This is a genomic window from Geomonas oryzisoli (assembly GCF_018986915.1).
In the GTDB taxonomy this organism is placed as follows: domain Bacteria; phylum Desulfobacterota; class Desulfuromonadia; order Geobacterales; family Geobacteraceae; genus Geomonas; species Geomonas oryzisoli.
Map to the genome: position 1 here is coordinate 2,782,953 of NZ_CP076723.1, position 12,987 is coordinate 2,795,939.

The window sequence follows — 12,987 nt, forward strand, 5'->3', positions numbered from 1 at the left end:
CCCCCTCCTCTGCTTGTCAATTCTGTTCCGTCTCGACCGCCTGCACCAGTTGCGGGATGTCCAGGATGAGCGCCACGGTGCCGTCTCCCAGGATGGTGGCCCCGGAGATCCCCTCGGTGTCCTTGTAGGCGCGCCCGAGCGACTTGATCACGGTCTGGTGCTCGCCGATCACGTGGTCCACCACGAAGCCCACCCGCATGCCGTTGACCTGGGTGATAACGATCTGTTCGATGTCCGGCGGCGTGCCGGTGATGCGGAAGTGCTGCCTAAGCGGAATGTAGGGAACCAGGTGCTCGCGCACGTGGGCGAGGTTCCTGCCGTGCGAGCGCGCCACGTCCTCGCGGGTCAGTTCGACGCACTCGTCGACCAGGGCCAGCGGCATCATGAAGGAGTCGTTGCCGATCTTCACCAGCAGGCTCTCGATGATGGCCAGGGTGAGCGGTATCTTCACGGTGATGCGGGTCCCCTGACCGCGCACGCTGGTGATGTCGATGCTGCCACGCAGCGCCTCGATGGCCCGCTTGACCACGTCCATGCCCACGCCACGCCCCGAGATCGAGGAGACGGTCTTGGCCGTGGAGAAGCCGGGGGCGAAGATGAGTCCGAAGAGCTCCTTCTCGGAGAGTTCGGCGCCGGCCGAGATGATGCCGCGCTCGATCCCCTTGGTGCGGATCGCCTCCTTGTCCAGCCCCGCCCCGTCGTCGGCAATGGTGATGAGGACGCTGTCGCCGGAGTGGACCGCCGCGAGGTGCACGGTGCCGCGCGCGGGCTTGCCGGCCGCCTCGCGCACCTCGGGAAGCTCGATGCCGTGGTCGATGCTGTTCCTGATCAGGTGCACCAGCGGGTCGTTCAACTTCTCGATCACCGTCTTGTCCAGCTCGGTCTCCGCCCCTTCCGTGGTCATCTCGATCTGTTTGCCGAGCTCTACGGAGAGGTCGCGCACCAGGCGCTTGAACTTGCTGAAGGTGCTGCCGATGGGGAGCATGCGGATGTTGAGGGCGCTGTCGCGCAGCTCGGCGGTCAGGCGCTCCACCTCTTCGGCGATCGCCATCAGTTCCGCGTCGTCGCGCTGGGCCGCGGTCTGGGACAGGCGCGCCTGCACCGTCACCATCTCGCCCACCAGGTTCACCAGCAGGTCGAGCCGTTCCGCCGGGACCCGGATGCTCGAGGAGGCGTCGGCTGCCTGTTTCTCCTGGCGCACCTCCTTCACGTGCTTTTGTTCCGCCAGGGCCGCCTGCACCTTCGCTTCGTTGAGGATCCCCTCGGAGACGGCGAGCTCGCCGAACCTGCGCTGCTGGGAAAGCACCGCCTTCATCTCGTCCGCGGTGATGTCCCCGCGCTCGAGGAGGATCTCGCCCAGTTTCTTGTAGTCCTGCTGCTCGTCGTAGCGGCTGTGCTCAGCCACGACCTCGATCTTCAGCTCGCAGTCGTCCTCGACGAAGATGAAGATGTCGCGCACCGCGTTCTCGCCCTGGTCGGTGGTGAGGATCACGTCCCAGTGGACGTAGCACCCTTCCGGGTTCATCTCCTCCAGCGGCGGGAAGCCGTCGGTCTGCGCGACTACGGTGCAGGTCCCGAGCTCCTTCATCTCGGCCAGCAGGTTCAGGGGATTGGTGCCGGTGGCGAAGATGTCCTCCTGCGGCACGAAGCGGATCCGGTAGGTGACCGGGTCCTTGCGCTGCGCCTCAACCACCTCCTGCGGCTCGATAGCCGCGCTGGCGGCGCCGGCGAAGCCGGCCAGCTCGCGCAACCCGACGATGATCTCGGCGCTTGCCTGCAGGTCGGTCTCGGCGCCGCTGTCGGCGGCATCGAGCATGGCCCGGATCTGGTCGCGGGCGGCGAGGGTCAGGTTCACCAGCCGCCCGGTCACGCTGAGCTTGCCGTTGCGCACCATGTCAAAGACCGTTTCCACCTCGTGGGTGAAGCTTGCGATGTCGTCGAAGCCGAACATGGAGCCGGACCCCTTGATGGTGTGCATGGCACGGAACACCCTGCCGATCAGGTCCTGGTCATCGGGGCGCTCCTCAAGCTCCAGAAGCGAAGACTCCAGTTCGGTAAGGAGCTCGTATGCCTCTTCCTTGAATGCCTGCCGATGTAAATCGGTCATCCCAGCACCTTCTTTACAACCGCCATCAGTTGTTCGGGTTTGAAAGGCTTGACGATCCAGCCGGTGGCGCCGGCCGCCTTTCCTTCCTGCTTCTTGGAATCCTGGGATTCCGTGGTCAGCATGACGATGGGGATGAACTTGCAGCTCGCCAGCGCCCTGGCCCCCTTGATCAGCCCGATGCCGTCCAGGTTGGGCATGTTGAGGTCGGTGATCAGCATGTCCACCTTGGTGGTGGCCAATTTCTGCAGCGCATCCTTGCCGTCCACGGCCTCCACCACGTCATACCCACCCTGTTTCAGGGTGAAGGTCACCATCTGCCGTACGCTGGCGGAATCATCAGCTGTCATTATCACTTTGGCCATTAGCTCTCTCCTCCTACCCAGATGCAACTGCAAGCTCGATCTTGCGGACACCCGGTGTGCCTTTGAAATCCGGCGCCGTTCGCCGCTTCACGGAAGGTGGCGTTGCCGCCGTCGAAGATATGCAGGCTCTTGCCGCTGCGCACCGCACTCTGGTGCGCCGCACACAATAGCTGCAGTCCGGTCAGATCGATGCCGGTGAGGGCGGAGACGTCCACCCGCACCTCCGGTGCCGCCCCGAGGGCCGCCAGGAGCGCGTCCCGGAATTCCCGGGCCTCGCAGATGGTGACCCCGCCGGAAACCTTCAGGATTTCCGTTGCCCCTTGCGGGTCTTTTACCCGTTCCAACGTAACCTCGTCCATATGGATCCTCGTCCTCGATTTAGAAAAGTTCCACGTTGCCGCCCAGTTCGTCCTCGTCGGCCGCCGGTGGCGGAGGCGCCGACTGTGTCGGCATCCTCCCGCCGGTGGCGGGCCCGCTCAGCGACTCGTGAATCCTGCGTTCGCTCTGCATGGTGTAGCGCTGGGCCAGTTGGTCCAGGTTCCCCGCCACGCCGGCCGGGGCCAGCCTGCGGGCTTCGGTCGCGACGCCGGAGATGGCCCGGATCGACTCCTCCAGCACCTGGGCCACCTTGCGGTGTACCGTGATCCCCGACACCACCTGCTCGATGTCGGTGGAGAGCCGGGTCACCGCGTCGTCCATCTTGTGCAGCGAGTGCTGCAGCGTGTCGTTCACCTGCCTTAGTGTCTGCACCAGGCCGGAAAGGGTCTGCACCATGCCGTGCACCTCGGACTCGAGTCCGGTGGTCTCGACGCTCACCCCCTGGCTGAGCCGGTCGGTGACCGCGATGATCCCCTGCAGCGTCCCGGAGACCGCGCCGGTATGGTCGATGGCATCGATGGAAAGCCGCTGGATCGCCTCCGCCAGCACCCCGAGCGCCGCCCCCTCGTCACCGGTGTAGGCGGACTTGATCTGGGCGTTCAGGGCGATCAGCTTGATCTCCTCGCCGATCTTTTCGATGTCGCCCACGAAGGTGGCGATCTCCCCCACCGTTTCCGCCACGGTCGCCATGGCCACGCACAGGGCCTGGTTCACCTTCGAGCTCTCGAGGAGCGCGTCGGAGACCACCGAGATGTCCCTTTCCATGCCGGTGAAGAAGCTGCCGCCGGCCTGGTCCGCTATGCCGGCCATGCCGCTGGTCTGGGCGGAGAGGCCCGACTGCTTCCTGGCGACTTCCCTGAGGCTATCCATGATGACCCGCACCGCGGCGTCCAGCTCGTCGGAGGCGTGGCGCAACTGGGCCATCTGCAGCTCGCAGATGGTCGCCGTCGCGTCGGCGCCGCAGCTCCCCTCGTCGAGACCGTCTTTGACCTCGGACAGCGCCTCCTGGACATGCTCGATCTGCTGGCGCACGATGTCGTGGGCCTGCATGGACATGACCACGTCGCCGATGGAGCGGTACACCTCGTCGGAGACGGCGGAGACCAGCGCCACGGAACTGGAACAGCGCGAGTTGATCTCGGTGAGGGACTGCAGACTCTTCTTGGTGCGTGCCAGCACCTCGATGACCTTGTCGTGCTGCTGGGCACCGCTCTCCAGTACCCCGGTCAGGGTCTGCTCGATTTCCCGCGCCAGGTCGTCCTTTCTTCTCATGATGAAGGCGGCCTTGTCGTTCACCTGGACCGAAAGCTCGCCCACGTCGCTGGCCAGGGTGTCGAACCCGGCGGCGCTCTGTCCCAGCCGCGCGCTCTCGATCTTGGTGGAGATCCCGAGCATGCGCAGCACCTTGTTCACCTTCTTGAAGCCGGAGAGAGGATCACCCACCTTCTCCAGCAGGCCGAGGATCTCGCGCAGCGTCTGGGCGCTCCCCTCGATCTCGTTCTGGGCCCGGTCCACGTAGTGCCCCATGTGGTCGAGCATCTCCCCGAGGCGGTCCATGGCGCCGGTCACGTGATCGCCGGCGACCTCCCCCACCATGTCCGAGGCAAGCCCGGAGATCCCCAGGCCGCGCTGGTAGAAATCCTGCAGCCTGCCACCGATCGCCAGGAACTCGTCTTCGGTGGTCCCCGAAATCACGGCCAGTTCCGCCGCAGCCTTGGCCAAGACGCCGGACCAACCCGGCGCGAGCGCTCTGGTTTCCGATTCGAGGGCGCTGGTATCATTGCCGGCAGCTATCATATCTTTCCTTTATTCGTGAGAGGTTGGTAAGCCCGGGTCTGCAATCGGTTTCGGGACGACCTGCCCGGTTGAGTTATTTTATCGACACCCTTGGGCAGATCTTGAAGCCTTTTTCTCATGGAATCGAAAACTTCGGCAATTTAATGGGAAGTCCCCGCGCTCATTGGTGTTCTACCCCGGGCGTCGCTGCCGCCCTCGGCGGTAAAAAGAAACATCACCAATGATCTCGGGCATTTTTAACCACAAAAGCAGTTACGCAAAGGACGCAAAGCAGGCGCAAGGGTCGGTAAGAGGGGCTTTTTGTTGTTACCCCAAAACCAAAGCCCTCCTTGCGCCCTTCGCGGATACTCGGCGTTCTTTGCGCTACGGCTTTTTGAAAGCAGTTACGCAAAGGACGCAAAGCAGGCGCAAGGGTCGGGAAGAAAGGCTTTTTTGTTGTCACCCCAAAACCAAAGCCCTCCTCGCGCCCTTCGCGGATACTCGGCGTTCTTTGCGCTACGGCTTTTTGAAAGCAGTTACGCAAAGGACGCAAAGCAGGCGCAAAGGCCGGGAAGAAAGACTTTTTGTTGTTACCCCAAAACCAAAGCCCTCCTTGCGCCCTTCGCGGATACTCGGCGTTCTTTGCGCTACGGCTTTTTGAAAGCAGTTACGCAAAGGACACAAAGCAGGCGCAAAGGCCGGGAAGAAAGACTTTTTGTTGTTACCCCAAAACCAAAGCCCTCCTTGCGCCCTTCGCGGATACTCGGCGTTCTTTGCGCTACAGCTTTTTGAAAGCAGTTACGTAAAGGACGCAAAGCAGGCGCAAGGGTCGGGAAGAAAGACTTTTTTGTTGTTACCCCAAAACCAAAGCCCTCCTTGCGCCCTTCGCGGATACTCGGCGTTCTTTGCGCTACAGCTTAAAAAAAAAGGCGTCCCCGGTGAAGGGACGCCCTTGTTGCTGCCTGGATGGTATGAGCGGGCCGAAGGCCCGGCCGGTTAACGCCTGACGAAGATCTCGCGGGCCATGGCCGAGTCGATGGCGAATTCGGAGAACCCGACTCTGAAGATGTAGGAGGGAAAGGCCTGCAAGAGGGAGATCCGGTTGCCCGGGAGCACCCCCATCGCCATCAGCTTCTGCATCTTCTTGCTGTCTTCGGTCTGGATGTAGGCGATGTCGCCGTCGTCGCCCGGCTTCAACTCGGTCAGCGGCACCACGCCGAGGTCGCCGCTCTTGCGCGCCTCTTCGCAGCACTCACCCGGCGGAATGGGTTTTCCGTGCGGGCAGGTGGCCGGGTGGTTCAGCATGGTGCAGACCTTGCTGTCCACGCCCTCATTCAACAGGTGCTCGAACTGGCAGGCCTTCACATCACCGCTTTCGCCCCTTATGTTCAAGACGTCCATCATCAGCCTCTCGGCCAGTCGATGCCGCCTGATGGTCATGCGCCCTTCCTCGCGTCCCTCCGGACGGAAGTAGATGCGCCCGCCCCTGATCTCCACCAGGGCATGCGCGGAGAGCTCGTGGTAGGCGGGATCGGAAGGATCGATCTCCATCCGGTCCAGCTCGGCGTAGCCGGCGCCCTTCTCCTCCGACTCGATCCAGAGCGCCTCCAGTATCTCTTCCGCTTTATCGCTAAGCTTCATAACTTCTCCTTTTTTCCGAACATTTTCTTTAGCCCTTTAACGAGAGCCGGCTCCGGCGGGTTCTCATAATTGCAGCGGGGACATTTTACCATCTTGCAGCCGGATGACATCGGGCAATTTTTGCACCCCACGTTCCCTTCACTCTCCGCGAACTCATGTCCGCAAAATCCGCACCTCATTGGAACCTCTGAAAACCAAACCGTTTAACAGGGATAAAGGGGATAAAAGGGATAACACAAGAAAAACCGGTGTCACGCCAAGACGCAAAGTCGCAAAGAAAAGACAAGGCGTTGGGGGAAACCCAAAAGCTCTTTAGGTTCTTTACCTAAATGTTTTGCGCTTCTCGTACTTCTAGCGTTTTTTGCGTCTTCGCGTGAGAAACGATTTATAGGCCTTTATCCCTTTTATCCCCTTTATCCCTGTTTGAATCGGTTTTAGGTGTCTCCTTACAGGATGTTGGTCAGGAGCAGGGCACGGTTCAACAGCCAACCGGTGCCGAAGGCAAAGGTGGAAACGAACAGGCCGATGCTGATGGCCACCTTCCAGCCCCGCTCCTTCTTCATGATCAGGAACTGCGCCACGCAGGGGATGAACAGTGTCAGGGTCACGGCGGCGACGGTCAACTGGCGCGCGTCCATCAGCCCCTTGCTCTGCAGATCGTAGAGGCCGGCAGCACCGTAGTCACGGCGGAAGAAGCCGAAGATGAACGCCACCGCACTCTCCTTGGGCAGCCCCAGGGAGGCCATGACCGGGGTCATCGCCTCGATCATCTTCTCGAAGAAATGGGTCACCTTACCCAGCCACAAAAGTACCGAGGCCAGGATGAACAGCGGCAGGATCTCCATGAAGTACCACTGCATGCGGGTGTAGGTCTTGGTCAAAACGTTGGAGAACTGCGGCAGCCGCATGGGCGGGATCTCCATGTAGAACATCGGGGTGTCCCCGGGCAGCACCTTGGACGCCAAGAGACCGACCAGCAGGAAGATGCCGAACAGGCACAGCCCCCAGACCAAAAGCGCACCGGGGGTCTTGGAGAGAAGCGACATGATCACCCCCAACTGCGCCGAGCAGGGGATCGCCAGCGCCAGCAATATCGTCGCGATGACGCGCTCGCGCACCGTCTCCAGGGTCCGGGTCACCATGGTGGCCATGGTGTCGCAGCCGAAACCGAGCACCATGGGAATGACGGCGCGGCCGGTGAGCCCCATGGTCTTGAAGACCCGGTCCACCAGGAGCGCCAGGCGCGGGAAGTAGCCGCTATCCTCCAGAACCGAGAAGAAGAGGAAGAAGGTGGCCACGATGGGAAGGATGATGCCGACGGCGTAGCGAAAGCCCAGGGTGATGATGCCGTATTCGCCGACGAAGAGCTCCTGGATGATGGGCCAGGGGACGTTCCCCTTGACGACCTCGGTGATCCACGGGTTGAAATACTCCTCGAACCCCTTCCCTTCCAGGACGTCGACCAGGGTTCCGGCGCCGAAGACACCCACGAACTGGTACAGGCCGAAGTAGAGCACGATGAGGAGCAGCGGCACTCCGGTGGTCGGGCGCACGGTCAGGCGCGAGATGCGCTCGGCCAGGGTGACCACCCGCTTCTGCGGGGTCCTGAAGGCGCCGTCCAGGACCTTCTTGACGATCGTCTTGCGCTCCATGGAGAGGTCGAGATGGAAGGATTCCCTGCGCTCGAAGCGCTTTTCCCTGACCGCCGCCTCGACCACGCCGAAGCCGTCCCCCTCGCTTGCGCGCACCAGGTCCGCCACCTCGGTGTCCCCCTGCAAGAGGAGCAGCGCCAGCGACTTCTTGGAAAGGATGTAATCGCCTTTCAGGCAGCCGGAGATCTCGGCGATGTCCCCTTCCATGAGGCGGGAGTACCCGAAGGGGGGGATGGTGCTCGCGGTGGAGCCGGCGATGGCGGCCCTGATCTCGGGAAGGCCGACCTTCTTGGCGGTAGCCGCGCCGATCACCGGAATGCCGAGACGCTGTGACAGCAGCGGGATGTCGATCTCCAGCCCCATGCGGGCCGCCTCGTCCATGATGTTCACCACCAGCACCACCGGAAGTTCCGCCTCGATCAGCTGCAGCGTCATGGGGAGCATCCGCTCCAGGTTGCGCGCGTCAAGCACGTGCAGCACCAGGTGCGGCCGCTCGTTAAGCAGGATTTCGCGGGCGACCCGCTCCTCCTCGGTGATGGGGAGGATGGAGTACATGCCAGGGGTGTCGATAATCTCGAACTCCTCGCCGTTGATCGCGGTGGTGCCGCGGGAGACCTCGACCGACGTGCCGGGGTAGTTGGAGACGGTTACGTAAGCGCCGGTCAGCGCGTTGAAGAGCACGCTTTTGCCGACGTTGGGATTCCCGACCAGGGCCACTTTCTTGGCGCCGGTGCTGCTGACGGTGGGTGTTTCGTGACAGGAACCCTTCTTACCGAAAAATGACATGACTCTACCTACCTCTTTTTAACGTTCGTTTGCCAATGAAATGCCAATGAATGTCACTTTCATGATGGCGGGATTTTTTTCCAGCAAAAGGCTATTAACAGGGATAAAGGGGATAAAAGGGATTTTGACGGAAGCCTTTGCCTCGGCCTCCATCCTGTTCATCCCTTGTATCACTGTTAAAAGCCTTTGTTACTTCCTGCAGTTGGCACAGAGGCCGTAAATTTCGAGGCGATGCCGCTCGATCAGAAAGCCACGGCTGTTGGCCACCTCGTCCTGCAGTTTTTCGATGGTCTCGTTTTCGAATTCTTCGATGTGGCCGCAACGGGTGCAGACCAGGTGGTCGTGGTGCTCCCCTTCGCTTACGTGCTCGTAACGGGTCTGGCCGTCGCCGAACTGCATTTCGCGGGCGATGCCGGCCTCCGCGAAGAGCTTGAGGGTGCGATACACGGTGGCGTAGCCGATGTTCGGGTTTTTGGATCTGAGCTTCAGATACAGCTCCTCGATGCTCAGATGCCTGTCGCTGGAGAGGAAACTGTCGAGGATGATGTCGCGCTGTTTGGTCGACTTGAGTCCCCTCTGGGACATGAAGTCGGCGAAAGCTTTTTTCTTGGCTCGTTTCATGACAACCCCAATTGAAAGTGGATGTCATGATAGCGACCGGCACAGTCACTGTCAACTCTTTTTTGGGGAACTGAAGGAAATGGGGAGGAGTCTGTGTCAGCCCCCGGGAAGGGAGAGTGAACCAAGTCACTCAGCAGTCGGAGCGGCTATCGCAAGTAACTAGATATCTGAAGCAGGGAGAAAAGTGGAAGTGGTGTTACATGCACGGCAGTCCAGGAGGAACCGATGCACCCCGCTCTTGCAACATTCGCAGCAGTTCGGCGCGCTTGTGACAGTCGGGAAGGTCGGGGTCACTGCAAAACCGCCGCTGATAATCGACCAGTTCGTCCAACACGTTCAACCCGTGCATGCTCTTTACGCGGAAGTCAGCGCCTTTGAGGAGCAGATCCTTTGCCCGGTCATACTCCATCTGCATAACCAAGTCTAGAAGCAGGGAGGAACCATTTTCATTGCGCGAGTTAATATCGGCCCCCTTGGCCAAAAGCATGTTGTATTGTCGCCATAGCCCTTCCGACACTGCAAAAAATATTAATGGAACATTCTCACTTGTTAAATCCGGATCAAGCCCATACTCAAAAAGCAATTCAAGGAAAGCCGGGTCTCTCTGGAATGTCACAACAACATCAGCAGCAGCAACCCCTTCTGGAGTCTTTAAGTTGGGGTTTACTCCCAACTGGAGAAGGGCTTTAACGGCACTTTTTTGACCTAACATCAAAGCCGTCCTCAGAGGGGTGTTCTCGTAAGCCCCTACTGCATTTAGATTTCCCCCTTCTGCGGCCAGTCTTCTGAGGGTTACGATATCGCCATCCATAATTGCAGAGATCAGCTCTTTTTCTTTGGGTGAAGAAAAGTCCTCGGAATAATCTATTTCCCTCATATGCCCCCCTTTGCTGTAGACTGTTAAAATTAACAAAAGTAGTACGGTGGCGGCAGCAGTTATTTTACGCATTTAGCCTCCTCATCCTGTCATCGTTCCATCACCTGGAGGTCATCTGCCTTTTGCTGTTCGATACCTGCTATCACATAAGTCACATCGTGCAACTCAATCTTCTGGATGGGATTAAGACGGTTATTGAGTCTCTCCGCCAGACCAGGATAGACCCCTTGCTCCTGATTGTTTGACGAAATTTCTTTTGCGTTTGAAAGAATTTTTATCCTGTGAATGGGCCCTCTGGCGCCATAGGTCAGTACCCCCTCTTCAAAGACAGCGCGACGACCGACAGTAGTAAGTGCTACACCTCCTACAGGAGTAGTAAACATCAGTCCTGCCATAGCCGTACGCTGAACTGCCGGCTGTTGAATACAATCTAAAATTTCTCCTTCTGCTACATAGTTATTTATTCTTTTATTTGCCACCTCGTTACTATACCGGACGCCAACTCGTTCGAGAGTTGCTGGATGTACGCCTGCGGGATCAATGGCCCAAACCGGCGAGTCTGTCACAATTCCTGCTAGCGTAGCCATACCTCCCCCCATTGAATGGCCGGTAATGTCCAGACGGCTGCCTAAAACCCTCTTCAACTTTTGAGCGGTTCTCACCGCTCGTGAATACTGGTCGGTTTCCCCTCCAAAAGCTTGTATCACATCAGCGGCTCCGTCTTTGATTCCTTGTGTGCCCCGGAAGGCAAGCACGTACCTTTCCTCACCGAAAATGCTGGCTTTACTTTTGGACAGTTCAGGATAGTAGCCATCACGGTATTCGGAGGCACGGAAAGTCTTGCGAAGCTGCGGAAAGAGTTCTTTTGTCATTCCCAGTTTTTTTAAATCCGTTGCAGATACCCTCTCCCACCCTTCCGGCGGTTCCCCTTGCCCCACCTTGTAGGCGTCCTCGGCCAACCGCGCCCGCTCAACTGCAACGTTGTTGCGCTCGAAGCGTTCCGTCGCCTGCGCCAGGGCGTCCCGCTGCCTTCCCGGTGGCATCGCTTGCAGCCGTTCCTTACCCGCTGCGAGTTTCGCCTTTCTTTCTGCGACCCGCTCGGCTTTCTTGTTTTTGGGACAGGGCTCGATCGCGGCTCCGGCGGGCTTGGCAAAAAGTTGCTTCGCCGCACGGCTCTTCGCCTCGGATAAGGTATGTGCCACTTTTTCTCCGGCCGCTTTGGCAACCATCCCGGCATAGTCGGAACCGTTTCTTGCCGCGCTGCCTATGCGGTCAAATAGCCCATCCAGCATACTTCCGTCTCCTTCCATAACTGCCTCGCGGGGTATCAAGCTGCAGGTGTGTGGCGGTGCTATTGCCTATCTTCACTCCCCACGGCCGTTACCTCGATGAAGTCCCAAAGCCACTCTGTTTTGCGACCGCAGTCCATCTCGTAATCAAGAAGGACTTCCTGAGCGACCGGGTACTTGTCCTCGAAGTTCATCCCCAGGATCAGGGCCGCTACGATGAAGGGGGCGACGTGTGTTTCCAGCACCAGTTTGTATCCGGTGGCCCGCTCGGTCAGTTCCTCGATCAACTGCTCCAGCGTCTTGCGCGGCATCGCCTTTGTTTCAGGGAAAACGTCTTGCAGATAACGACGCATGCGAGCCACGTAGATGCTCTGTCCCAACTGTTTGAGCTGCTCCGGCCTTAAAGCTGGCGTGCCCGTTGGTTCTCTTGAAGGCTCTACTGCGAATGAATCGGCCAATTCATCTGCCATACCTCTTTCAGCACTGTCCCGAAGAGGCACCACTCGTAGTTGCAGCACATTCTGCCGCAGAAGGAACAAGTGTACGGTTTCGGGGTCCTCATCTTCGAAAAGAAACAACCTCACTGGACCGAAGAAAGTGCTCAGTTCCTCAGCGTTACATGTCGGGAGATAGTTGCGAAGCACGGTGGGATCGTAAAAGCGGAAATACATCGGTCTCCCGTCATGCTCGATGTGAACCCACCTCCTGAAGTGCCTTTTCAAGGCGCGCAGGTCGCGCCGGGAGATACCAAAGATACCCCAGTTCTTCCCCCACCCGTTCAGCAACAGCCAGTCAGTAAAGGGTGCGTTGCGTTCGAGCGCGACAAGGTAAGGGGCGACGTGCACCATGTCCGGGCTCACCACGCCGCGCAAGAGGCAGGTGTGCTCGGGACGATACAGGTCCAAAGATGCCGGGAGGTTCGGAACTGAAGCGCCATCGAGGACGGCGAAGACCGTGGCACTGTCCAGACAGAACAGCTGTCCTTTCAGTGCGTTCAGATCGCCAGTGGGGATCATTTGGGTGCAGGCTTGTTGGTGATCTCGGGTGGGATGTCCTCGGGGAGCGGTTGCACGGGACGGCCACATTTGCGGCAACACGCCTCACAACCGGTTTCCTTGCTGGTGTCCTCTTCCAGGTGCGGTTTCATATCCTTCTTTGCCGCTTTGCATTTCTGGCAGCAGTCACAGGCGTTTTCCTGCGTCGGGCTGACCTCTACATCACGCTGGTCGGGGAGGAACTTGCCGTTGCCCCGATGCACCAGTTCTCCGTCTCCCGCACAGGAGAGCGCGACTTGACTCAAGAGCAGCAACGCAATCGCGATCGGAGTCTTCTTCATATCCGGCTCCTCCGGTAGTCCAGAATGGCGGAACGCTTAACATTAGCATCGTCAAATACGAAGTCAAACAGCGCTTTGAAAATGCAGCGATGAAAATCGCAGGTATTCCGGCGCGGTTTCGTTTCTCTGGTATACTCGCCGGATGAATAAACTCTAACAGGA

13 protein-coding genes are annotated in these 12,987 nt (G+C 59.3%); all 13 read right to left on the reverse strand.

Features of this window, described 5'->3' with window-relative positions; translation table 11 throughout:
- Positions 1–16: 16 nt before the first annotated feature.
- Entirely contained in the window at positions 17–2,107 is a 2,091-nt protein-coding gene (locus KP004_RS12180; RefSeq protein WP_216798808.1) for a chemotaxis protein CheA, read from the reverse strand.
- Positions 2,104–2,469, reverse strand: coding sequence for a response regulator (locus KP004_RS12185; RefSeq protein WP_216798809.1), 366 nt, complete (start codon positions 2,467–2,469; stop codon positions 2,104–2,106). Before KP004_RS12185 ends, KP004_RS12180 begins: the two co-directional genes overlap by 4 nt.
- Positions 2,469–2,828 (reverse strand): STAS domain-containing protein, encoded by a 360-nt coding sequence (locus KP004_RS12190; protein WP_216798810.1) that lies wholly within the window; start codon positions 2,826–2,828, stop codon positions 2,469–2,471. The genes KP004_RS12185 and KP004_RS12190 overlap by 1 nt, the downstream gene beginning before the upstream one ends.
- A 19-nt stretch (positions 2,829–2,847) precedes the next feature.
- Complete coding sequence (locus KP004_RS12195) at positions 2,848–4,644, reverse strand: methyl-accepting chemotaxis protein (protein ID WP_216798811.1); 1,797 nt, start codon at positions 4,642–4,644, stop codon at positions 2,848–2,850.
- 975 nt (positions 4,645–5,619) lie between these two features.
- Entirely contained in the window at positions 5,620–6,264 is a 645-nt protein-coding gene (locus KP004_RS12200) for a metal-dependent transcriptional regulator (protein ID WP_216798812.1), read from the reverse strand.
- Positions 6,261–6,443, reverse strand: coding sequence for a hypothetical protein (locus tag KP004_RS21135; RefSeq protein WP_239026791.1), 183 nt, complete (start codon positions 6,441–6,443; stop codon positions 6,261–6,263). The genes KP004_RS12200 and KP004_RS21135 overlap by 4 nt, the downstream gene beginning before the upstream one ends.
- A gap of 267 nt (positions 6,444–6,710) precedes the next feature.
- On the reverse strand, positions 6,711–8,702 hold the full coding sequence (gene feoB, locus KP004_RS12205) for a ferrous iron transport protein B (RefSeq protein WP_216798813.1): 1,992 nt from the start codon (positions 8,700–8,702) through the stop codon (positions 6,711–6,713).
- Between the two features lie 18 nt (positions 8,703–8,720).
- The gene (locus KP004_RS12210; protein ID WP_216798814.1) at positions 8,721–8,864 is read right to left on the reverse strand and encodes a hypothetical protein; all 144 of its coding nucleotides are present in this window, start codon (positions 8,862–8,864) and stop codon (positions 8,721–8,723) included.
- A gap of 27 nt (positions 8,865–8,891) precedes the next feature.
- A complete protein-coding gene (locus KP004_RS12215) occupies positions 8,892–9,323 on the reverse strand; it encodes a Fur family transcriptional regulator (protein ID WP_216798815.1) in 432 nt (143 codons plus the stop codon).
- A gap of 196 nt (positions 9,324–9,519) precedes the next feature.
- A complete protein-coding gene (locus KP004_RS12220; protein ID WP_216798816.1) occupies positions 9,520–10,272 on the reverse strand; it encodes an ankyrin repeat domain-containing protein in 753 nt (250 codons plus the stop codon).
- Between the two features lie 17 nt (positions 10,273–10,289).
- On the reverse strand, positions 10,290–11,492 hold the full coding sequence (locus tag KP004_RS12225) for a Tle-like phospholipase domain-containing protein (RefSeq protein WP_216798817.1): 1,203 nt from the start codon (positions 11,490–11,492) through the stop codon (positions 10,290–10,292).
- A gap of 59 nt (positions 11,493–11,551) precedes the next feature.
- Positions 11,552–12,505 (reverse strand): DUF4123 domain-containing protein, encoded by a 954-nt coding sequence (locus KP004_RS12230; RefSeq protein WP_216798818.1) that lies wholly within the window; start codon positions 12,503–12,505, stop codon positions 11,552–11,554.
- The gene (locus KP004_RS12235) at positions 12,502–12,825 is read right to left on the reverse strand and encodes a hypothetical protein (RefSeq protein ID WP_216798819.1); all 324 of its coding nucleotides are present in this window, start codon (positions 12,823–12,825) and stop codon (positions 12,502–12,504) included. The genes KP004_RS12230 and KP004_RS12235 overlap by 4 nt, the downstream gene beginning before the upstream one ends.
- Positions 12,826–12,987 lie beyond the last annotated feature (162 nt).

Excerpts from the sequence above, each read along its gene's own strand:
- KP004_RS12180 (WP_216798808.1), bottom strand. The coding sequence starts at position 2,107 with ATGACCGATTTACATCGGCAGGCATTCAAGGAAGAGGCATACGAGCTC.
- KP004_RS12185 (WP_216798809.1), bottom strand. The coding sequence starts at position 2,469 with ATGGCCAAAGTGATAATGACAGCTGATGATTCCGCCAGCGTACGGCAG.
- KP004_RS12190 (WP_216798810.1), bottom strand. The coding sequence starts at position 2,828 with ATGGACGAGGTTACGTTGGAACGGGTAAAAGACCCGCAAGGGGCAACG.
- KP004_RS12195 (WP_216798811.1), bottom strand. The coding sequence starts at position 4,644 with ATGATAGCTGCCGGCAATGATACCAGCGCCCTCGAATCGGAAACCAGA.
- KP004_RS12200 (WP_216798812.1), bottom strand. The coding sequence starts at position 6,264 with ATGAAGCTTAGCGATAAAGCGGAAGAGATACTGGAGGCGCTCTGGATC.
- KP004_RS21135 (WP_239026791.1), bottom strand. The coding sequence starts at position 6,443 with ATGAGGTGCGGATTTTGCGGACATGAGTTCGCGGAGAGTGAAGGGAAC.
- feoB (WP_216798813.1), bottom strand. The coding sequence starts at position 8,702 with ATGTCATTTTTCGGTAAGAAGGGTTCCTGTCACGAAACACCCACCGTC.
- KP004_RS12210 (WP_216798814.1), bottom strand. The coding sequence starts at position 8,864 with ATGAACAGGATGGAGGCCGAGGCAAAGGCTTCCGTCAAAATCCCTTTT.
- KP004_RS12215 (WP_216798815.1), bottom strand. The coding sequence starts at position 9,323 with ATGAAACGAGCCAAGAAAAAAGCTTTCGCCGACTTCATGTCCCAGAGG.
- KP004_RS12220 (WP_216798816.1), bottom strand. The coding sequence starts at position 10,272 with ATGCGTAAAATAACTGCTGCCGCCACCGTACTACTTTTGTTAATTTTA.
- KP004_RS12225 (WP_216798817.1), bottom strand. The coding sequence starts at position 11,492 with ATGCTGGATGGGCTATTTGACCGCATAGGCAGCGCGGCAAGAAACGGT.
- KP004_RS12230 (WP_216798818.1), bottom strand. The coding sequence starts at position 12,505 with ATGATCCCCACTGGCGATCTGAACGCACTGAAAGGACAGCTGTTCTGT.
- KP004_RS12235 (WP_216798819.1), bottom strand. The coding sequence starts at position 12,825 with ATGAAGAAGACTCCGATCGCGATTGCGTTGCTGCTCTTGAGTCAAGTC.